18 protein-coding genes are annotated in these 20,233 nt (G+C 60.4%); 9 read left to right on the top strand and 9 right to left on the bottom strand.

Translation table 11 applies throughout. The features are described 5' to 3' along the window. Positions 1-26 precede the first annotated feature (26 nt). Positions 27-863 (top strand): IclR family transcriptional regulator, encoded by an 837-nt coding sequence (locus AC1RO5_RS22655; RefSeq protein ID WP_018925445.1) that lies wholly within the window; start codon positions 27-29, stop codon positions 861-863. Between the two features lie 12 nt (positions 864-875). Here the strand turns inward: AC1RO5_RS22655 and AC1RO5_RS22650 are convergent, their stop codons facing one another. Continuing rightward, positions 876-1,628 (bottom strand): anti-sigma factor family protein, encoded by a 753-nt coding sequence (locus AC1RO5_RS22650; protein WP_019648428.1) that lies wholly within the window; start codon positions 1,626-1,628, stop codon positions 876-878. Further along, positions 1,625-2,131 (bottom strand): RNA polymerase sigma factor, encoded by a 507-nt coding sequence (locus AC1RO5_RS22645; RefSeq protein WP_493177762.1) that lies wholly within the window; start codon positions 2,129-2,131, stop codon positions 1,625-1,627. The genes AC1RO5_RS22650 and AC1RO5_RS22645 overlap by 4 nt, the downstream gene beginning before the upstream one ends. A 258-nt stretch (positions 2,132-2,389) precedes the next feature. Here AC1RO5_RS22645 and AC1RO5_RS22640 point away from each other — a divergent pair, with 258 nt between their 5' ends. The 5 genes from AC1RO5_RS22640 to AC1RO5_RS22620 all read left to right on the top strand — a co-directional run bounded on the left by AC1RO5_RS22640 (position 2,390) and on the right by AC1RO5_RS22620 (position 7,897). After that, positions 2,390-3,988 carry an amino acid adenylation domain-containing protein gene (locus AC1RO5_RS22640; protein ID WP_493177761.1) on the top strand — a complete coding sequence of 533 codons (1,599 nt, stop codon included), beginning with the start codon at positions 2,390-2,392 and terminating at the stop codon, positions 3,986-3,988. Further along, positions 3,985-5,319 (top strand): ferredoxin reductase domain-containing protein, encoded by a 1,335-nt coding sequence (locus AC1RO5_RS22635; RefSeq protein ID WP_493177759.1) that lies wholly within the window; start codon positions 3,985-3,987, stop codon positions 5,317-5,319. The genes AC1RO5_RS22640 and AC1RO5_RS22635 overlap by 4 nt, the downstream gene beginning before the upstream one ends. 57 nt (positions 5,320-5,376) lie before the next feature. Further along, positions 5,377-6,141, top strand: coding sequence for an enoyl-CoA hydratase-related protein (locus tag AC1RO5_RS22630; RefSeq protein ID WP_493177858.1), 765 nt, complete (start codon positions 5,377-5,379; stop codon positions 6,139-6,141). A 122-nt stretch (positions 6,142-6,263) separates the two neighbouring features. After that, positions 6,264-7,355, top strand: a complete 1,092-nt coding sequence (locus tag AC1RO5_RS22625; RefSeq protein ID WP_026345725.1) for a catalase family peroxidase — start codon at positions 6,264-6,266, stop codon at positions 7,353-7,355. Further along, on the top strand, positions 7,352-7,897 hold the full coding sequence (locus AC1RO5_RS22620; protein WP_493177757.1) for a cytochrome b: 546 nt from the start codon (positions 7,352-7,354) through the stop codon (positions 7,895-7,897). The genes AC1RO5_RS22625 and AC1RO5_RS22620 overlap by 4 nt, the downstream gene beginning before the upstream one ends. A 100-nt stretch (positions 7,898-7,997) precedes the next feature. Here the strand turns inward: AC1RO5_RS22620 and AC1RO5_RS22615 are convergent, their stop codons facing one another. Beyond that, positions 7,998-9,224, bottom strand: a complete 1,227-nt coding sequence (locus AC1RO5_RS22615; protein WP_493177756.1) for an MFS transporter — start codon at positions 9,222-9,224, stop codon at positions 7,998-8,000. A gap of 96 nt (positions 9,225-9,320) precedes the next feature. On the opposite strand from AC1RO5_RS22615, the gene AC1RO5_RS22610 reads away from it, so the two are divergent. After that, complete coding sequence (locus tag AC1RO5_RS22610) at positions 9,321-9,767, top strand: winged helix-turn-helix transcriptional regulator (RefSeq protein WP_258669597.1); 447 nt, start codon at positions 9,321-9,323, stop codon at positions 9,765-9,767. 68 nt (positions 9,768-9,835) lie between these two features. Here the strand turns inward: AC1RO5_RS22610 and AC1RO5_RS22605 are convergent, their stop codons facing one another. Together AC1RO5_RS22605 and AC1RO5_RS22600 are read right to left on the bottom strand one after the other, a co-directional pair. Then, complete coding sequence (locus AC1RO5_RS22605) at positions 9,836-10,987, bottom strand: M14 family metallopeptidase (RefSeq protein WP_493177754.1); 1,152 nt, start codon at positions 10,985-10,987, stop codon at positions 9,836-9,838. A 486-nt stretch (positions 10,988-11,473) separates the two neighbouring features. Then, entirely contained in the window at positions 11,474-11,815 is a 342-nt protein-coding gene (locus AC1RO5_RS22600; RefSeq protein WP_493177752.1) for a DUF6124 family protein, read from the bottom strand. Positions 11,816-11,944: 129 nt separating this feature from the next. On the opposite strand from AC1RO5_RS22600, the gene AC1RO5_RS22595 reads away from it, so the two are divergent. Beyond that, complete coding sequence (locus AC1RO5_RS22595; protein WP_493177750.1) at positions 11,945-12,610, top strand: LexA family protein; 666 nt, start codon at positions 11,945-11,947, stop codon at positions 12,608-12,610. A 39-nt stretch (positions 12,611-12,649) separates the two neighbouring features. Here the strand turns inward: AC1RO5_RS22595 and AC1RO5_RS22590 are convergent, their stop codons facing one another. The 4 genes from AC1RO5_RS22590 to AC1RO5_RS22575 are packed head-to-tail and all read right to left on the bottom strand — an operon-like array spanning position 12,650 to position 18,217. Then, the gene (locus AC1RO5_RS22590) at positions 12,650-14,605 is read right to left on the bottom strand and encodes an acetyl/propionyl/methylcrotonyl-CoA carboxylase subunit alpha (RefSeq protein ID WP_493177748.1); all 1,956 of its coding nucleotides are present in this window, start codon (positions 14,603-14,605) and stop codon (positions 12,650-12,652) included. After that, on the bottom strand, positions 14,605-15,420 hold the full coding sequence (locus AC1RO5_RS22585; RefSeq protein WP_305409413.1) for a gamma-carboxygeranoyl-CoA hydratase: 816 nt from the start codon (positions 15,418-15,420) through the stop codon (positions 14,605-14,607). Before AC1RO5_RS22585 ends, AC1RO5_RS22590 begins: the two co-directional genes overlap by 1 nt. A 13-nt stretch (positions 15,421-15,433) precedes the next feature. Continuing rightward, positions 15,434-17,041: a carboxyl transferase domain-containing protein gene (locus tag AC1RO5_RS22580; protein ID WP_007940934.1), complete on the bottom strand. Its 1,608-nt coding sequence runs from the start codon at positions 17,039-17,041 to the stop codon at positions 15,434-15,436. Positions 17,042-17,053: 12 nt separating this feature from the next. After that, complete coding sequence (locus AC1RO5_RS22575) at positions 17,054-18,217, bottom strand: isovaleryl-CoA dehydrogenase (RefSeq protein ID WP_493177746.1); 1,164 nt, start codon at positions 18,215-18,217, stop codon at positions 17,054-17,056. A 297-nt stretch (positions 18,218-18,514) separates the two neighbouring features. On the opposite strand from AC1RO5_RS22575, the gene AC1RO5_RS22570 reads away from it, so the two are divergent. After that, positions 18,515-20,209 (top strand): AMP-binding protein, encoded by a 1,695-nt coding sequence (locus AC1RO5_RS22570; protein ID WP_493177744.1) that lies wholly within the window; start codon positions 18,515-18,517, stop codon positions 20,207-20,209. Positions 20,210-20,233: the final 24 nt, after the last annotated feature.

Raw genomic sequence — 20,233 nt, 5'->3', positions numbered from 1 at the left:
GAGTAAATTTATTAATGAGAAATCAAATGTCAGATTCCACTGATCGGAATGAAAACAAAAATGAAGTCGGTGTCGGTGCGGTCTCAAGACTGTTTGCGGTGCTGCGCAGCCTGGGTGACACCGTCGAGGGCGGCGAGCGCGTGACGCAACTGGCGCAGCGCATCGGTTTGTCGCAACCGACTACCCACCGCTTGCTGCGCAGCCTGATGGACGAGGGCATGGTCGAACAGGACGCCCGCAGCAAGCGCTATCGCCTGAGCCTGGAGTTTTTTGCCTTGGCGGCCCGCGCCGGCAATACCAACAACCTGCGCGAACTGGCGCGGCCGGCATTGCTGCGGTTATCGGCATCGTTGGGTGATTCGCTGTTTTTACTGGCGCGCAGCGGCTTTGATGCGATTTGTCTGGACCGCAGTGAAGGGCCGTTTCCGATCCGCACATTTACCGGTGACATCGGCGGGCGGGTGGCACTCGGCGTGGGTCAGGGCAGCCTGGCGATTCTGGCATTCCTGCCGCAAGAGGAACGCGACACGGTGATTCACTACAACTTGCCGCGGCTCAAGGATTTTCACCTGTATGACGAAGTGTTCCTGCGCTCGGAGGTCGAGAATGTGCGCGCGCTCGGGTACGCCGGGCGCAACACCGGCGTGTTGCAAGGCATGGCCGGCGTAGCGGTGCCGATCCTCGATCGCGACGGCCGGGCGGTGGCGGCGTTGAGCGTGGCCACGATCAGTGATCGCCTGGGGCCGGATCGTTTGCCGACCGTGGTGGAAATGCTCAAGCGCGAAGCGGCGTTGATCGGGCCGCGGATCAATCCGTTCGACCCGCTGTTGCGCAGGCCTTCGCAGGTGTTTGGGCAGGGGTGACCACAACCCGGATCAGAACTTCAGTGTCTGCTTGAGCATCTGCGCCGCCGGTGTGTCACTCGGGCTGACCATCGCGTAGTTGTACCCGGCATCCGACCAATACTCGGCCTGCAGTTCGCCGTCGCTGCGGCTGCCGCGGGGCAGGAGGAAGTTTTTCGGCCCCGGTGGCCGGACGTAGAAGCTGACTTTGTGGCCGCCCTGATCTTCGTAGACCACCATCGCCGCCGGCCCTTGTTCGGTACTGAGCAAACGGCCGCTGACCGGTTTGTAGCCAGCCCCCGCCAGGTTCGGCAGACGATGGGCCTGGCTGAAATAGCGGTCCAGCCAACCCTGCATGTCGCCATCGTCGCTGACTTGGTAATCCGCCGGCAGGATGCCTTGCTGGGCAATCAGTCGGTAGGCCTGCATCGCATCGGCCATCGGCAGTGGGGGGCTGACCAGAGTCATCTCCCGCGCGTGCCAACCGCCCAATCCGCCGACGCTGACCGCAATCAACAACACCGCGGCACTGGCCAGATGACGGCGCGACTGGCGTTTGAGGCGCTGGCGAATCAGCGCCGGGTCAAGTTGCGGGTTGGCCGGTTGCTGCAAGGCGCCGCTCAGGGCCGCGCGCAATTGCTGGGCGTCCTGCTGCCAGGCGCGCACTTGCGCGGCCACCTCGGCATTGCTGGCCAGATAAGTGTCCACCTGATGTCGGTCGGCATCGCTGAGTTGGTGATCGACGTAGGCGTGCAGGTCACGCTCGCTGGGCGGCATGCTGATCATTTGAGTCTCCGCAGGGAAGGGCGGGTGATTTCGCCGTCGCTGAGCTGGCGCAAGGCCTGGCGCGCGCGGGACAGGCGCGACATTACGGTGCCGGTGGGGACGTCGAGAATCTCGGCGACCTCCTTGTAACTCAAGCCTTCCACCGACACCCAGAGCAGCAGCGCGCGCTGTTCGGTGCTGAGCTGATCGAAGGCTTGCAGGGTCGATTGGGCGATTACCGTGCGTTCTACCGAAGGCTGCGCATCGTCGCGCCCAGTAAAGAATTCGAGCATCCGCGCATACCGCCGGGATCGGCGGTGGGCGTCGAGAAACTGCCGATAAAGAATCGAAAACAGCCAGGCCCGCAGGTCGCCCTCCGGACGTTTGGCGCTCCAATTCGACAGCGCTCGTTCCAGGCTTGCCTGCACCAGATCGTCGGCACTGCTGGGGTTGCGCGTCAGCGACACGGCGAAGCGCTGCAGCCTGGGAATGATTTCACGCAATTGTCCGTCGATGTTGTTCATGGAAAAGGCGTGTTCTCTGGCTGTGATGAATGGCACTGACAAGAAGGACGCCGGCCACCGTGGTTTATTCCTTCGTCGGGGAAAACTATTACTTATTTGTGTAGGAGATTTCTGAGGGGTTTGTAATCCATGTAATGGCATCGAACTTCGCGGCTCAACCCATGCAGCAAGCTCAGGCAGTCAGCCCAGCCTCTCATCAGGCTGCGCAGAACCACCCGTGCTTGAACGTAAATATTGAGCCTGAAGAGAATTTTTTTTATGCAAGAGTGCAAAATTTCCCTTGAGTCGGCATCGATTTGTTCGCTGCTTCCGGACAACAACACCGATGACATGTGGCCGCGGTTCGGTCGTGGGCCGACGGTTGAGCCTGAGTATCTTCTGATCCATCACGCCATCGAGGCGCAAGCTGCCACCAGACCTCAGGGCATTGCCGCCCATTGTGAGGGCGAAACCATCACCTATGGTGAACTGAACCGGCAGGCCAACCGACTGGCCACGCTGTTGCGTCAGCAGGGCGTCGCCCCGGGCGATCACGTGGCCTTGTTTGTGGAGCGTTCGATCCCGATGCTGGCGGGAATGTTGGCCGCATTGAAAGTGGGTGCTGCCTACATCCCTCAGCACGTAGGGATTACTCCCACCGCGCAATTGCGTCACATCATGGACGTGGCCTCGACGCGGGTGGTGCTGACACTGTCGAGCCTCGAGTCGCGAATTCCCCTGACGTCGCAGCAACACTGCATTTGCCTCGATGAGTTCATGGCGGTTGCGTCAACACCCGCTGATGACCTGAATGTGGCCTGTTCGCTGTCATCGACCCCGGATCGATTGTGCTTCGTGCTGTTTACCTCCGGCACCACCGGCCTGCCCAATGGGGTTCGGGTGACCCACCGCAATGTGTGCAATATTTTGCTGACAGCCCCTGGCAATCTCGGCATGCGGCCTGGGCTCAAGGTCGGACAGATACTTAACATCGCCTTTGACATGGCGGCCTGGGAAATACTCGGGTGTCTGGCTCATGGTGCGACCTTGATGATCCGTGGCAAGGACATCGCCCAGACGGCCGAACAATGCGATGTGCTGATCGCTACGCCTTCGATACTCGGCACACTCGATCCATTGCGGTGTCAGCAAGTCAAGGTTGTGGCCCTTGCCGGGGAGCCATGCCCGCAGCCCCTGGCTGATCGCTGGTCCTCGTTCTGCACTTTTTACAATGCCTGCGGCCCGACCGAAACCACGATCGTCAACACCATGCAGCATTACAGGGGCGCAGGTGCATTGACGATCGGCAAACCCACGCCCAACAACACGGTGTACGTGCTGGATGAGGCGGGCCAGCTCTGTCAGGCGGGTGAGCAAGGTGAGATGTGGGCTGGCGGCGACTGTGTGACCGCCGGTTATTTGAGTAACCCGACGCTGACCGCCGAACGCTATCGACCCGATCCGTTTCTGGGGCAGGGCCGGATGATGTTTCGCACACGTGATCTGGGGCGCTGGACAGCGAACGGCGAACTTGAACACCTGGGACGTGTCGATGATCAGGTCAAGATCAGAGGGTTTCGGGTGGAGCTCGACTCTGTTTCTGCAGCTCTGGAGTCATCTGATCGCTGCGAGCGGGCGGTCACGTTGAAACTCGACAGTCGCCATCTGGTGGCCTTCGTCTATCCCGTTACCACGGACATCGATGATGCAAGACGGCGCTGTGAAGAGCGGCTTGCCTATTATTGCGTCCCTTCGCTGATCCTCGCCGTGGAGCACATTCCGCTGACCTCACGCGGCAAGGTCGACAAACGCTTGCTGCTGGAGTGGGCGATGACGCACCAGGCTGACGCGACGACCCGGCAAGGGGTGAGCGCATGAAGGGGGGGAATCCGGATACCGCACTGCCGGTCAAGCGCGTGCTGTGGCGGCGATTGGGGACGTTGCCGATATTTTCGCATTACAACCGCCTGTTAGCCCTGGTGCTTGCACTCAATATCGCGGCACTGGCGCATGGGTTGACCGCCGGGCAGTGGTGGACATCCACGGGGATAGTCCTTGAGGCGCTGTCGGGATTGGTGGTGGCGAATCTGTCGCTGGCGATTTTGATTCGCCAGCAGTACATCATCAATCTGCTGTTCTGGCTGGCAACCCGGGCGCCCACTTCCTGGCCGCTTGCGATACGCCGATCACTGGCCAAGGTTTACCACTTCGGCGGCTTGCACAGTGGCGGGGCGCTGGCGGCGATTGGCTGGTTCGCGGTGTTGATCGGCTCCCTGGCCTGGCATTGGACTGAAAGCTTGGGCGGCGTTTCTCTGGCGCTGCTCGGGGTGAGCACCGGGTTGCTGGGGATCTTGCTGCTGGTGGCCGTCATGGCTCACCCTCGGATTCGCGGGCGTTTTCACAACGGCTTCGAGCGCATGCACCGCTTTGGTGGATGGACCGCACTCGCCCTGTTCTGGGTATGGAGCGTTCTGTTTACCCGGGACCAGAACCCGCAGGCCTCCGTGAGCGAGGCGCTGTCGACGTCGGTGGCATTCTGGATGCTGATTGTGTTGACGTTCAGCATCGCCTTGCCATGGTTTCGTCTGCGCAAAGTGCCGGTGCAACTGATCAGGCCTTCTTCTCATGCGGTAATAGCCCGTTTTGGCCATGTCACGCCGTTTGCCGGCTCCTCCAACGCCATCAGTCTCAACCCGCTGATGGAGTGGCATTCCTTTGCCAATATTCCCGCACCGGGTGAAGCGGGCTTTCGCCTGATCATTTCCCGGGCAGGTGATTGGACCGGCGAGTTCATCGAACAAATGCCGTCTCATGTCTGGGTCAAAGGCATTACCACCGCCGGCGTGGCGCACATTGAAACCCTGTTCAAATCGGTGGTGTACATCGCCACGGGCAGTGGCATCGGCCCGGTGTTGCCCCATTTGCTGGCCAGACAGGTGCCGATACATCTGGTCTGGTCGACCCGCAGCCCGCGAAAAACCTACGGTGACGAACTGGTGGAAGAGATCCTGCGGGCCAATCCTGATGCCTTGATCTGGGACACCGATGTGCTCGGCAAGCCAGACCTTGTGCAACTGGCTTATGACGCGGTTCGCTCGTTCGGTGCCGAGGCGGTGATCTGCATTTCGAACCAGACGCTCACCCAGCGAGTGGTTGAGGAAATGGAAGGGCGGGGCATTCCGGCGTATGGCGCAATCTGGGATTCCTGAAGTGTGCCAAGAGCGTTTTTTCATTCAAACATTTCACATCTATTTAATGAGATCACCATGCACACATTGATCGAGCGTCATGATCGAGTCGTATTGATTCGTCTTAATCGCCCGCAGGCCAGGAATGCTTTGAGTTCGGCCCTGATGCGCGAACTACTGGACACGTTGCAACGGTTGGACCGTGACCCCGGAGTCGGCTGTTTCGTGATCACCGGGACAGCGGATTTTTTTGCGGCGGGTGCCGACATCAAGGAGATGTACGGAAAATCTTATCTGGACATGGTCCATGAGGATTATTTCGCCGATTGGGAAGCCTTTGCCGCGTTGCGTACGCCCAAGCTGGCCGCTGTTGCCGGTTATGCATACGGTGGCGGCTGTGAGTTGGCCATGATGTGCGATCTGATCTTTGCTGCGGATAACGCTCGTTTTGGCCAACCGGAAATCAGGTTGGGGGTGATGCCTGGAATGGGCGGGACCCAACGTCTCACGCGCCTGATAGGCAAGTCGAAGGCCATGGACATGATTTTGACCGGACGCTCGATGTCGGCCGAAGAGGCCGAGCGGGCAGGGTTGGTGTCGCGGGTAATCGTTGCCAGCGATCTGCTGGAGCAATCCTTGGCCGCAGCGCAGATCATTGCCGGTTTCGCCAAAACCGCCACACTCGCTGCGTGCGAGTCAGTGGACCGGGCGCTGGAGTCAGGGCTGCGTGAGGGCCTTCTTTTCGAGCGAAGAGTGTTTCATGGTTTGTTTGCCACGGAGGGGCAACAGGAAGGTATGCAGGCTTTTTTGCAGAAGCGTGAGCCGAGTTTTAACCCGGTTTGACCAACCTTGAGGATTCGTCGCTAGCGGTGCTTTGAAAGAAACTACAGTTCAGGGGGAATAATCCTACGTGACGTTCGTCTCATAGCTCTTTTCCCCTGTGGCCCACGGCCCCGGAGACTTTCATGGTTGATCGCTCATCTACAACAGGGCCGTCTCGGCCGCCCCTGAGCACCGCGAGCCTGACGTTGCGCCTGACCGGCATCGCCGTGGTGGTCGCCGCGCTGGCCGGGGCTTTTGCCTACGTCAACGGCACACTCGACCCACAGCGCCTGACGCCGAAAGCGTTGATCAATGTGCTGGAGAAAAACAACGGCGTGCACCCGGGGTTTCGTCGTAACCACGCCAAAGGGGTGTGCGTGATCGGGCATTTCGAGAGCAGCGGCCTGGTGCGCGAGTATTCCAGCGCCCAAGTGTTCAATGAAGCGCGGACCCCGGTGGTCGGGCGTTTCGCACTGCCTGCCGGCAACCCTTACGCGCCGGACAACAGCGTGCCGATCCGCAGCCTGGCGTTGCGCTTTACCCAGGCCAACGGTCAGCAGTGGCGCACCGGGATGAACAGCATGCCGGTGTTCCCGGTGGGCACGCCCGAGGCGTTCTATCAGCTGCAACAGGCGCAGTCACCGGACCCGGCCACCGGCAAACCGAATCCTGCGGCGGTGCCGGCGTTCTTCGGTTCTCACCCGGAAGCCGCGCCGTTTCTTGCCTGGATCAAGACCGCCAAACCTTCTGCCAGTTATGCGACCGAGACGTATAACAGCGTCAATGCGTTTTACCTGGTGAACGCAGCGGGGCAGCGGCAAGCGGTGCGTTGGAGCATGACCCCGGTTGCTCAGGACGCGGCGGGCGCGACGGCACCGGAGGGCGCTGACTTTCTGGAGAAAGATCTGGCTCAGCGCTTGTCCGCCGGACCGCTGCGTTGGCAGTTGAACATCACCCTGGCGAACCCCGGGGACCCGGTCAACGATGCGAGCAAGACCTGGTCCGGCGACCGAAAAGTGCTGAACGCCGGCACGCTGGTGCTTGAAAGTACCCAGCCACAACTCAATGGCGAGTGCCGCGACATCAACTACGACCCGCTGGTATTGCCCAGCGGTATCGAAGGTTCCGACGACCCGTTGCTCGCCGCTCGTTCAGCGGGCTATGCCAATTCCTATCTGCGTCGCACCAGCGAAGTGAATCAGTTGCCCAACGCCAAGCAGGAGGCTCATCAATGAGCGCTCAACCGAACCATTTCGCTCCCCTGGCGCGGCTGCTGCATTGGCTGATGGCGCTGATGATCATCGCGATGCTGTTCATCGGCGCCGGCATGGTGGCCTCGGTGTCCGAGCGTCACGAGTGGCTGATCCACCTGCACAAACCGTTGGGCATCGCCATTCTGCTGTTGGTGGTCGTGCGTCTGGCCGTGCGTTTTTCGACCCGGCAACCACCGCTGCCGGCGAACCTGCCGGGTTGGCAAGTGCTCGCGGCGAAGGCCTCGCATGTCTTGCTGTACGCCTTGATGCTGATTTTGCCGCTGCTTGGCTGGGCGATGATTTCGGCGGCTGGCGATCCGGTGATGCTCAGCAGCTCGTTGCAACTGCCGTCGATCCTGCCGGCGAATGCGCAGGTGTTTGCATTCCTGCGCAAGGCACATAGGTATCTGGCGTATCTACTGTTCCTGACCGTGCTGCTGCACCTGGCGGCGGCGTTGTTTCACGGTTGGGTGCGCCGCGATGAGGTGCTGGACAGCATGTTGCGGGGCAGGGACCGTGGATGAGTCGGGGGACTGCCGATAACTGTGGCGAGGGGGCTTGCCCCCGTTGGGCTGCAACGCAGCCCCAAATGCGGTTGGTCAGACGCTTCTGCGTCTGATCGATTTACGACTGCTGCGCAGCCGAGCGGGAGCAAGCTCCCTCGCCACAGGTGTTGGGTGTTTTGGCGGCGAGCGTCAGCCACCAATAGATCAACGCTACGGCGTTGATGCCCGCACCCAGCCAGCACACCGCGATCCAGCCGCCCCAGGCATACATCGCCGTCGAACCGATCGAGCCCAAGGCGCTGCCGATCGAATAGAACAGCATGTAGCCGGCGGTGAGTCGGCTTTGCGCTTCGGGGCGCACGCTGTAGATCATGCTCTGGCTGGTGACATGGACGGCCTGCAAACCCAGATCCAGCGTAATCACCCCGAGCAGCAGCGCCCACAGCGAGGATTGAGTGAGGGCGATGGGCAGCCATGAGGCGAGCATCAGCAACAGCGACAGTCCGCTGGTCCATTGACCCAGGCCACGATCGGCCAGATGCCCGGCGCGAGCCGCGGCCAGTGCGCCGGCAGCCCCAGCCAGCCCGAACAGCCCGATTTCGGTGTGGGACAGTGAAAGCGGCGGGGCGCTCAACGGCAATACCAAAGGGGTCCACAGCACCATGGCACTGGCGAACGTCAGCAGGGCAAGGATGGCCCGTTGACGCAACACCGGTTCTTCCTTGAACAACGTGAAGACTGAGCCGATCAGCGCGCCGTAAGCGCTATTCGGTCGCGCGTCTTCGTGCCTGGGCAGCACACGAAACAACAGCAGCGCCATCACCAGGGTCAACCCGGCGGACAACAGATAAATCGAACGCCAACCAGCCAGGTCGGCCATGCCGCCGGCTACCGTTCGTGCCAATAGAATGCCGACGACAATGCCGCTGGTGATCACGCCTACCACACGTCCACGTTGCGCCGGGATGGCCAGCGTCGCGGCGTAGGCCACCAGGACTTGCGTCACGACCGCCAGTAGCCCGGTCAGCGCCATGCCGAGCAACAGCCAGGTGCTGCTCGGCGCTAACGCGATCATCAACAAGGCCAGTGCCGACAGCAGGGTTTGCAAGACGATCAATCGGCGACGGTTGAGCAGATCTCCCAGAGGGACCAGCAACAACAGGCCCACGCCATAACCGATCTGAGTGAGGGTGATGACGATACCGATGGTTGCCGGGTGCATGGCGAAGGCTTCGGCCATGGCATCGAGCAATGGTTGTGCGTAATACACATTGCCGACGGCCAGGCCGCAGGCGACGGCAAACAGCAGCACCACGGCGCCGCTTAACGGGTGGTCAGGTTTCATCACAGGCTTCCTTGTGTGGTTTCAATATAAAACCAGTTGTACGGTAAGGAGTCTGGTTTTATATTGCAACCATATTGGTTGCCGGCGGACGCGGTCATGGTTAAACGTACAAGCATGGAAGGCGCCGAATGCCCGGTCGCCCGTTCACTGGATGCGATTGGGGATTGGTGGTCGCTATTGATCGTGCGCGATGCGTTCGATGGCCTGCGACGCTTCGGTGAGTTCCAGCGCAATCTGGGCATGGCCAAGAACATTCTTTCAGCACGCCTGCGCACATTAGTGGCCCACGGGATTTTCGATCTGGTGCCGGCGTCGGATGGCAGCGCGTATCAGGAATATGTGCTGACGGAGAAGGGCCAAGGCTTGTTCCCGTTAATCATCGGGTTGCGGCAGTGGGGCGAGGCGTTTTTCTATGAGGTGGGGGAGGCGCATTCGCGGGTTGTCGATCGTGAGAACGGTCGACCGGTGCGGCCGCTGGAATTGCGCGCCGAGGATGGGCGGTTGTTGGGGCCCCAGGATTGTGTGCGGGTTCCGGTTGAGTAAAAGATCAAAAGATCAAAAGATCGCAGCCTGCGGCAGCTCCTACACTGCGATCTTTTGATCTCAAATAATCAACGCAGCGCATCGACCATGTCGGCAATGGTCGTCAGCACATCCTTACCCAACTGCTTCGAACGCTTGCCAGACCAGCCAGTCAGCGCATTCGGCGCGTCGTTGTTGTCCTTGAAGGGCATTTCAATGGTAAAGGACAGGCAATCGAACTTCTGACCGACGCTGTTGCAGGCCAGGGTCATGTTGGCTTTGCCCGGTTCGTCGCGGGTGTAGCCGTGTTTGGTCTGGAAGTCCTTGGTCAGGTGCTTCAGATGGCTGCGGAAGCGCTCTTCGAGTTTTTCGATCCGTGGCGTATAGCCGGGGTTGCCTTCGCAACCGGCGGTGAACACGTAGGGAATTTCTTCATCGCCATGGATGTCGAGGAACAGGTCGACGCCATATTTTTCCATTTGCTGCTGAACGAACAGCACTTCCGGGCTGATTTCCGGGCTGGCGTTCTGCCAGGCGCGGTTCAGGTCCTGGCCCATGGCGTTGGTGCGCAAATGACCGTGGAAGGCACCGTCCGGGTTCATGTTCGGCACCAGGTACAGGTCGGCGCTGGCCAGGAGTTTTTTCAGTACCGGGTCGTCATGTTTTTCCAGACGCTCGATCACGCCCTCCATGAACCATTCGGCCATGTGTTCGCCGGGGTGTTGCTGGGCGATGATCCAGACCTTGCGCTGACCTTCGGCACCAGTCCCTTTGCGCAACAGCTGGATATCGCGACCTTCAACGCTCTTGCCGGTGGCCAGCAGTTCGGTGCCGGCCTTGGTCAGTGCCTCTTCGATCAGCCAGTCGTGACGGCCACGGCTGTAAGGTTCGAAATAGGCGAACCAGGCATGGGTGGCGGTGGCTTCAAGGCTGAAACGCAGGCAGTCGCCTTCGAAGATGGTCGGCACCCGGAACCAGTTGACGTGGTCGTAGGACGCCACCGTCTGATAACCATCCCAGGCCTTGTTGTATGAGGATTTGCTGGCGTTGTTCAGACGAAACCAATGCTCCTGGCCCACGTGCAGGCCGCTGGCCTTGAAGTGGAACCACTGGAAATGCTGGCTGCGGGTATCTGGCCTGATGGCCAGCAACGCTTGCAGAGGATTGCTGATGTCCAGAACATCAATGTTGCCGCTGTCGAAGTTAGCGCTGATGTCGAAAGAAGATTTAGCCCCGGCCATAATCAATTCCTGAATACGATTTTTATGGCTGCTACTTTACACGCAAGAGGGGGAGAAACCGGGGGGAAATTACGGGGGTGAAAAAGGGGGGCGTCCTCCTTGACGCCGATGCAGCTTAGAGACTGCGCAATTGATTCTCAAGTGCTATTTTTCGTTAGTTTGGCCCAGTGCTGCCGGGCTTCTCTTGCCAGTAGATATTCTTTTGATATCATCCACGCCAATCGAATTTTGCAGCACCTACAGACTTCGTTAGCCTGAAGCCAAAGCCAGATGAACTGGCAAAAAAAAGACCCGGCAAAAAGCCGGGTCAAAAACCGTGATTAGCCTGATGAGGAGATAGTCCAGGAGTCCGACCTAAGGTCTCTTGGTCTATCGACTGATCTCGCGATCAGTTGGTGCAATAATAATCATTATCATTTGCAAGTCAAATGTTTTTATCTGCGCGATTGGAAAATTTTTCCTGTCCTCCTCCAATGCGCTCCCGCCTCAATTGTTCTGATTGCCCTCCAGGGCCCGGTCGACCATCGCCTTGGCCATGTCGATCATGTGCACCGTCGAAAACGCCAGATCCCGGCTTGCGCCCTGCAGCTGGTTGGCTGACTCGTGCGCAGTGGCAACGGCGCACCGCAGCAGATCCGAAGCATGGACCAGCGCCTCTTCGCTGCTGATGTTACGGTTCACATCAAAGAAACGTTCTTCGCTGGCCACGTCCGACACAGCTGGTTTCAAGTAATAGTCCAGTGCCCGCTGCGCCGCGGCAGAGCCTTTTGGCGAGGTGAGGCTGGTGTCGATTTGCATATCGGGCAAGGTATTGCTGGGGATAGTCATGACGATGGCGAGCTCCGTGAGAGATTCAAATCCGTGAGCCCAGCTTAGTACGTACTGTATTTGTGTCTTCAGTTTTAATACTACAATTTGTGTTTTGTTGGTCGGAGTACCCCACGTATCGTGCCGCACATGGATAAATGGATTGAATTGGTCAAGGCCAAAATGAGTGAACTCAAAGTCACTCAAGAAATACTCGCCGAGCGCATCGGGATGTCCCAGGGTGGCGTCGGCCACTGGCTCAATAAACGTCGTCAGCCCGGAATCGGAGAGATGAATCGTGTCTTGCGGGCGCTCGGCATGGACTATCTGGAAGTGGCGATGGTGATCAGGGAGCCGCTGCCCTCAGAGGATGAGGAGATCTGTCTGACGCAAAAGTACAACCCGTACTTTCGTTACCCGGTCAGTGATTGGCGGGAAACCGGGGAGGTGCGCGACGGAGAGCTATCGACCTACGGCAACTCGCTGGCTGTCAGCAAGCCACGTTTCGAACTGTCCGATTACCACGCACAGGGCGCGGCGTTCTGGCTGGTGGTGGTCGGCGATGCGATGACGGCACCCACAGGTGCGAGCATTGCCGAGGGCATGCTGATTCTGGTCGACCCGGCTATCGTGCCGGAGCCTGGCAAACTGGTGATCGCTCAATGGCCCGGCAGTGCCGAGGCAGTTTTTCGCAAGCTGATCGAAGAGGGCGGGCAGCGTTATCTGGTCCCGCTCAATCCGACGTATCCGAAAGCCCTTTACACCGAGGAATGCCGAATCATCGGCGTGGTGGTTCAGGCGACTGCCAAATTCTAATCGGATCGGTCCTCGCAACGCGTAGGACCGATCTTCATTTCACGCTTGTTCCAACTCCACCAATGCACTGCCTTCGCTGACCATTTCGCCTTCCTGGCAATACAACGCCTTGATTACCCCGGTGTGGGGCGCGCGAATGCTGTGCTCCATCTTCATCGCTTCCAGCACCACCAGTTGTGCCCCGGCTTCGACCGTTTGCCCGGCCTCCACCAACACCCGCACGATGCTGCCGTTCATGGGCGCGGTGAGCCCGCCCTGATGGCTGTGACTGGCTTCGACGGCGCCGATCGGGTCATACGACTCGATGCGGCGTAGCTCGCCGTCCCACTGCAGATACAGCGCATCGCCACGACGGATGGCCCGGTGCTGGCGGCGCAAACCGTTGTGTTCGATCAGCAGGTATTCACCTTGAAGCCGTGCGGTCTGCGCGTCGGCATCGCCCAGGGTCAGCGCCCGGTCTTGCCCTTCGCAACTCAAGTGCAGGGTGATTTCTGTCGGCAACCCGGCACGGAAACCATTGTTGAAGGCCCACGGCGAACTCGGATCATCGGCGCGCAAAACAGCCGGCTGACTTTGCGCAAACGCCTGGGCCGCCGCTTGCCAGAACTCATCACTGAGCGGTGAAGGTGCTGGCAGCAGTTGCTCCTGGTAACGCGGAATGAACCCGGTATCCAGTTCGGCGGCGGCAAACGCCGGGTGGCCGATGATCCGGTGCAGGAAGCTGATATTGGTCTTCAGCCCACCAATGGCAAACTCCTCGAGCATGCTCAGCAACCGCAGCCGCGCCTGTTCACGGTCTTCGCCCCAGGCAATCAGCTTGCCGAGCATCGGGTCGTAGAACGGCGATACCTCGTCGCCTTCTTCGACGCCACTGTCCACGCGACGCCCCGGCCCTTCGGCGGATTCGCGGTACAACGCCAGACGCCCGGTGGCCGGCAGAAAATCGTTGCCCGGGTCTTCGGCATACAACCGTACTTCGATCGCATGGCCGATCAGAGGCACCTGATCTTGCGTCATCGGCAGCGCTTCGCCGCAAGCTACGCGAATCTGCCAGGCCACCAGATCGAGGCCGGTGATCGCTTCGGTCACCGGGTGTTCGACTTGCAGGCGCGTGTTCATCTCCATGAAGAAGAACTCACCGCGCGCATCCAGCAAAAACTCCACGGTGCCGGCGCCGACATAGCCGATCGCTTGAGCCGAACGCACGGCGGCTTCGCCCATGGCGCGACGCAATTGCGGGGTCAGGCCTGGAGCGGGTGCTTCTTCGACGACTTTCTGATGCCGACGCTGAATCGAGCAGTCACGTTCGTTGAGGTACAGACAGTTGCCATGCTGGTCGGCGAACACCTGGATTTCCACGTGACGTGGCTTGAGCAGGTATTTCTCGACCAACATCCGTGAATCGCCGAACGACGATTGCGCTTCACGCTGCGCCGAGGCCAGGGCTTCGGCCAGTTGGCTGACGTCCTCGACCACTTTCATGCCTTTACCGCCGCCGCCCGCCGTGGCCTTGAGCAACACCGGATAACCGATGCGTTCGCAGGCATCGCGGAAGGTGTCGAGGTCTTGGGCTTCGCCGTGATAGCCGGGCACCAGCGGCACACCGGCGGTTTCCATCAAGGCTTTGGCCGCAGACTTGCTGCCCATGGCGTCGATGGCCGAGGCGGGCGGGCCGAGGAAAATCAGGCCAGCCGCCTCGATCGCCCGGGCGAACCCGGCGTTTTCCGAGAGAAAACCATAACCGGGATGAATCGCCTGAGCACCGCTGGCTTTCGCGGCGGCGATCAGTTTGTCGATTTGCAGGTAACTGTCGGCGGCTTTGCTGCCGCCCAGGTCTACGCGGATATCCGCTTCGCGGCTGTGCCGGGCGTCACGGTCGGTGGCGCTGTGCACGGCCACAGTGGTCAGGCCCAGAGCCTTGGCGGTGCGCATCACCCGGCAGGCGATTTCGCCACGGTTGGCCACTAGCAGGGTGGTGAGAACAGGTGCGCTCATCAACGCGGCTCCTTGAGGGTGGTTTCGGCTTGCCAGGTGGGCGAACGTTTTTGCAGGAAGGCGCGCAGGCCTTCCTGGCCTTCCGGGCTGACGCGAATTCGGGCGATGGCATTCTCGGTGTAGCGGCGCAGCGCCGGAGTCAGCGCGCCGTTGCCGACTTCACGCAGTAGATCCTTGCTGGCGCGCATGGCTGCCGGGCTGTTGAGCAATAGATTGTCGATCCACTGATCGACTTTCTGCTCCAGCTCAGCCATCGGATAGCTCTCCGACAACAGGCCGATTTCCCTTGCCCGTTGCCCGCCGAAACGTTCGGCAGTCAAGGCATAACGCCGCGCCGCGCGCTCGCCGATGGCTTGCACCACGAACGGGCTGATGACTGCCGGCGCCAGGCCGATGCGCACTTCCGACAGGCAGAATTGCGCGTCGTCGGCGCCAATCGCCATGTCGCAGCAACTGATCAGGCCCAGCGCGCCGCCAAACGCCGCGCCCTGCACCACGGCCAGCGTCGGGACTTTCAGTTTTGCGAGGTTGTACATCAACTCCGCCAGTTCCCGGGCGTCATCAAGGTTGGTGTGGTAATCGAGTTCGGCCGATTGCTGCATCCAGGCCAGATCGGCACCGGCGCTGAAATGCTTGCCGCGCCCACGGATCAGCAGAAAACGCAGGCTGGCATCGCCCGACACTTTGTCCAGCGCAAGAATCAGTTCGCGGATCATTTCGGCGTTGAACGCGTTGTTCTTTTCTTCCCGGCTGAGCCACAGGGTGGCGAAACCACGCGGATCGGTCTGCAGCTCGAGGGTGTTGAAGTCGCTCATGGTTTTCTCCAGATCACATCCGGAACACGCCGAAGCGGCTCGGTTCGATGGGTGCGTTCAGCGACGCCGACAAGGCCAGGGCCAACACGTCGCGGGTCTGGGCCGGGTCGATGACGCCGTCGTCCCACAGCCGGGCGCTGGAGTAGTAGGGGTGACCCTGTTCTTCGTACTGATCGAGGATCGGTTGCTTGATCTCGGCTTCCTGCTCGGCGCTGAAACGATGCCCGCTGCGCTCGGTTTGCTCCCGCTTGACCTGCACCAGCACGCCCGCCGCCTGTTCGGCGCCCATCACGCCGATCCGCGCGTTCGGCCACATCCACAGGAAGCGTGGATCGTAGGCGCGCCCGCACATGCCGTAGTTACCGGCGCCGAAACTGCCGCCGATGATCACGGTGAATTTCGGCACCTTGGCACAAGCCACGGCGGTCACCAATTTCGCGCCGTGCTTGGCGATGCCGCCGGCCTCGTATTTCTGGCCGACCATGAAACCGGTGATGTTTTGCAGGAACAGCAATGGAATGCCGCGCTGGCAGGCCAGTTCGATGAAGTGCGCGCCTTTCTGCGCAGCCTCGGCGAAGAGGATGCCGTTGTTGGCGAGGATCGCGATCGGGTAGCCATGCAGGTGGGCGAAACCGCACACCAACGTCGTCCCGAACAGTGCCTTGAACTCATCGAACACCGAGCCGTCCACCAGTCGCGCGATCACTTCACGCACGTCGAACGGTTGCTTGGCGTCGGCCGAGACCACACCGTACAACTCGTCGCTGCTATACAGCGGCGCGATCGGTGTGCGTTGCTGCAGTTCACCGAGCTTGCGCCAGTTGAGGTTGGCGATGCTGCGTCGAGCCAATGCCAGAGCATGTTCATCGCTTTCAGCGTAGTGGTCGGCGACCCCGGAAATCTTGCAGTGCACATCGGCCCCGCCGAGGTCTTCGGCGCTGACCACTTCACCGGTCGCGGCTTTCACCAGCGGTGGGCCGGCGAGGAAAATCGTGGCCTGCTGACGAACCATGATCGCTTCGTCGGCCATCGCCGGTACGTAAGCGCCCCCGGCGGTGCAAGAGCCCATGACCACTGCAATTTGCGGAATGCCCATGGCGCTCATGTTGGCCTGGTTGAAGAAAATCCGCCCGAAGTGCTCACGGTCCGGGAACACTTCATCCTGGCGCGGCAGATTGGCGCCGCCGGAGTCCACCAGATAAATGCATGGCAGGCGATTCTGCTGGGCGATGGTTTGTGCGCGCAGGTGTTTTTTCACGGTCAGCGGGTAATACGAGCCGCCTTTCACGGTGGCATCGTTGGCGACGATCATGCATTCGACGCCTTCCACCCGGCCGATCCCGGCAATCACGCCAGCGGCAGGAACGTCTTCGCCGTACACCGCGTAGGCCGCCAGTTGGCTGATCTCGAGAAATGGCGAACCCGGATCGAGCAGGCGATTGATCCGCTCGCGGGGCAGCAATTTGCCCCGTGAAGTGTGGCGTTCTTGCGCCTTCGGGCCACCACCTTGCTGCACTTGCGCGAGCAGGGTGTGCAGGGCGTCGACCTGTTTGAGCATCGCCGCGCTGTTGGCGGCGAACTCCGCCGAACGGGGGTTGAGCTGGGTATGCAGGATAGCCATGGACAGCTCCGTTTAGCGGGTTTCGTTGAACAGTTCGCGACCGATCAGCATGCGACGGATCTCACTGGTGCCGGCGCCGATTTCATACAGCTTGGCGTCACGCAGCAAACGACCGGCCGGGAATTCGTTGATGTAGCCGTTGCCGCCGAGAATCTGGATCGCGTCGAGGGCCATTTGTGTGGCGCGCTCGGCACTGTAGAGGATCACCCCTGCGGCGTCCTTGCGGGTGGTTTCGCCACGCTCGCAGGCTTGGGCCACCGCATACAGGTAAGCGCGGCTGGCGTTGAGTTGGGTGTACATGTCGGCGACTTTGCCCTGGATCAGCTGGAATTCGCCGATGCTCTGGCCGAACTGTTTGCGGTCGTGGATGTACGGCACGATCAGGTCCATGCAGGCCTGCATGATCCCGGTCGGGCCACCGGAAAGCACCACGCGTTCGTAGTCGAGGCCGCTCATCAGCACTTTCACGCCGCCGTTGAGTGCGCCGAGGATGTTCTCTTCCGGCACTTCGACGTCATCGAAGAACAGCTCGCAGGTGTTCGAACCGCGCATGCCGAGCTTGTCGAATTTGCTGCTGCGGCTGAAGCCTTTCCAGTCCCGCTCGACGATAAACGCGGTGATGCCGTGCGGGCCTTTTTCCAGGTCGGTCTTGGCGTAGATCACATAAGTGTTGGCGTCCGGACCGTTGGTGATCCAGGTCTTGCTGCCGTTGAGTACGTAGTGATCGCCGCGTTTGTCGGCGCGCAGCTTCATCGAGACCACGTCGGAACCAGCGTTCGGTTCGCTCATGGCCAGGGCACCGATGTGTTCGCCGCTGATCAGTTTCGGCAGGTATTTGCTTTTCTGTTCGTGAGTGCCGTTGCGGTTGATCTGGTTGACGCAGAGGTTGGAGTGCGCGCCGTAGGACAGGGCGACCGACGCCGAACCACGGCTGATTTCTTCCATGGCGACCACGTGCGCCAGATAACCCAGGCCGGCGCCGCCGTACTCTTCCGGCACGGTGATGCCCAGCAGGCCCATGTCGCCGAATTTACGCCACAGGTCGGCCGGGAACAGGTTGTCGATGTCGATCTGAGCGGCGCGCGGGGCGATCTCTTTGGCGACGAAGGACTGAACCTGATCGCGCAGCATGTCGATGGTTTCACCGAGGGCAAAGTTCAGGGATGGGTAGCTCATGGGGCACCTTTTGGCTTTTTTGTAGGGTGGGGAGGGCAGTGATTCGGCTCTCACCTTTACGTTAACGTAAGCCTGTGACGAATGGCTGTCAATCACCCTTTACGTTAACGTCAACTTGAGCGAGAGTAGAGCCAGTTCTGAAAGACTGTGGCGAGGGGGCTTGCCCCCGTTCGAGTGCGCAGCGCTCGCAGATCTTGGGTCCGCTGCGCGGCCCAACGGGGGCAAGCCCCCTCGCCACACAAGCCGGCTCCTACAGGTCGCCGGTACAGCCCATTAATAAAGACAATAGGGGTCGTCATGGATCAACCCAGTGCAAACCCGCAGCGCAGCTATACCCGTGGTTCCCAGGACAAAGCCTTGCTGGCGATGACCATCGGCCAGGCGTTTGATAACACCGTCACGCAATACCCGAACGGTGAGGCGCTGGTCGTGCGCCATCAACAGCTGCGTTACACCTGGCAGCAGCTGTCGGATGCTGTTGATCTGCACGCCAGAGCATTCCTGGCGCTGGGTTTGCAAACCGGTGACCGGCTCGGCATCTGGGCTCCGAACTGTGCCCAGTGGTGCATCAGTCAGTTCGCCAGTGCGAAAATCGGCGTGATCCTGGTCAACATCAACCCGGCTTACCGCAGTTCCGAACTCGAATACGTGTTGAAGCAATCCGGTTGTCAATGGCTGGTCTGTGCCGGGGCCTTCAAGACCTCCGACTATCACGGCATGCTGCAAGGGTTGGTGCCGGAATTGGCGGAACAATCCATCGGCCGCTTGCAGAGCGAACGCCTGCCGGAGTTGCGCGGGGTCATCAGTCTGGATGCGCAACCACCCTCGGGTTTCCTGCCGTGGTCGCAATTGGCCGATCTGGCGGCCAGCGTGTCGGTCAAGCAGTTGCACGAACGTCAGGACAGCCTGCATTTCGATCAGGCGGTGAACATCCAGTACACCTCCGGCACCACCGGTTTCCCCAAGGGCGCGACCCTCAGCCACTACAACATTCTCAACAACGGTTACATGGTCGGTGAAAGCCTCGGCCTGACTGCCCGTGATCGGCTGGTGATTCCGGTGCCGCTGTATCACTGCTTCGGCATGGTCATGGGCAACCTCGGCTGCGTCACCCACGGCAGCACCATGATTTACCCCAACGATGCCTTCGATCCGCTGCTGACCCTGACTACCGTCGCCGAAGAAAAAGCCACTGCGCTCTATGGCGTGCCGACCATGTTCATCGCCATGCTCGATCAGCCCAAGCGCGCCGAATTTGATTTGTCGAGCCTGCGCACCGGGATCATGGCCGGGGCGACGTGTCCGATCGAAGTGATGCGTCGGGTTATCAGCGAAATGCACATGAGCGAAGTGCAGATTGCCTACGGCATGACGGAAACCAGTCCCGTGTCTTTGCAGACCGGTCCGTCAGACGACCTGGAGTTGCGCGTCACCACGGTCGGCCGCACCCAGCCGCAACTGGAAAGCAAGATCATCGACGAGGCGGGCAATCCGGTGCCACGCGGCACCATTGGCGAGCTGTGCACTCGGGGTTACAGCGTGATGCTCGGCTACTGGAATAACCCACAAGGCACCGCCGAGGCTATCGATGAAGCAGGCTGGATGCACACCGGCGACCTGGCGAGCATGAACGACGAGGGTTATGTGTGCATCGCTGGGCGTAACAAGGACATGATCATTCGCGGCGGTGAGAATATTTACCCAAGGGAGCTGGAAGAGTTCTTCTTCACCCACCCGGCGGTGGCGGATGTGCAGGTGATCGGGATTCCGTGCTCGCGCTATGGCGAAGAGATTGTTGCCTGGATCAAATTCCACCCGGGCCACAGCGCCACCGAGCAGGAACTGCAAGCCTGGTGCAAGGAGCGCATTGCGCACTTCAAGACACCGCGTTACTTCAAGTTCGTCGAGGAGTTTCCAATGACCGTGACCGGCAAGATCCAGAAGTTCCGGATGCGTGAGATCAGCATTGAGGAGCTCAAAGCGATGCGTTGAAGATCAAAAGATCGCAGCCTTCGG

The sequence above is a fragment of the Pseudomonas sp. GW822-FHT02G04 genome (assembly GCF_058802085.1).
The sequence above is the reverse complement of the archived record's forward strand: the minus strand, read 5'-3'. Positions and strand labels throughout refer to the sequence as shown.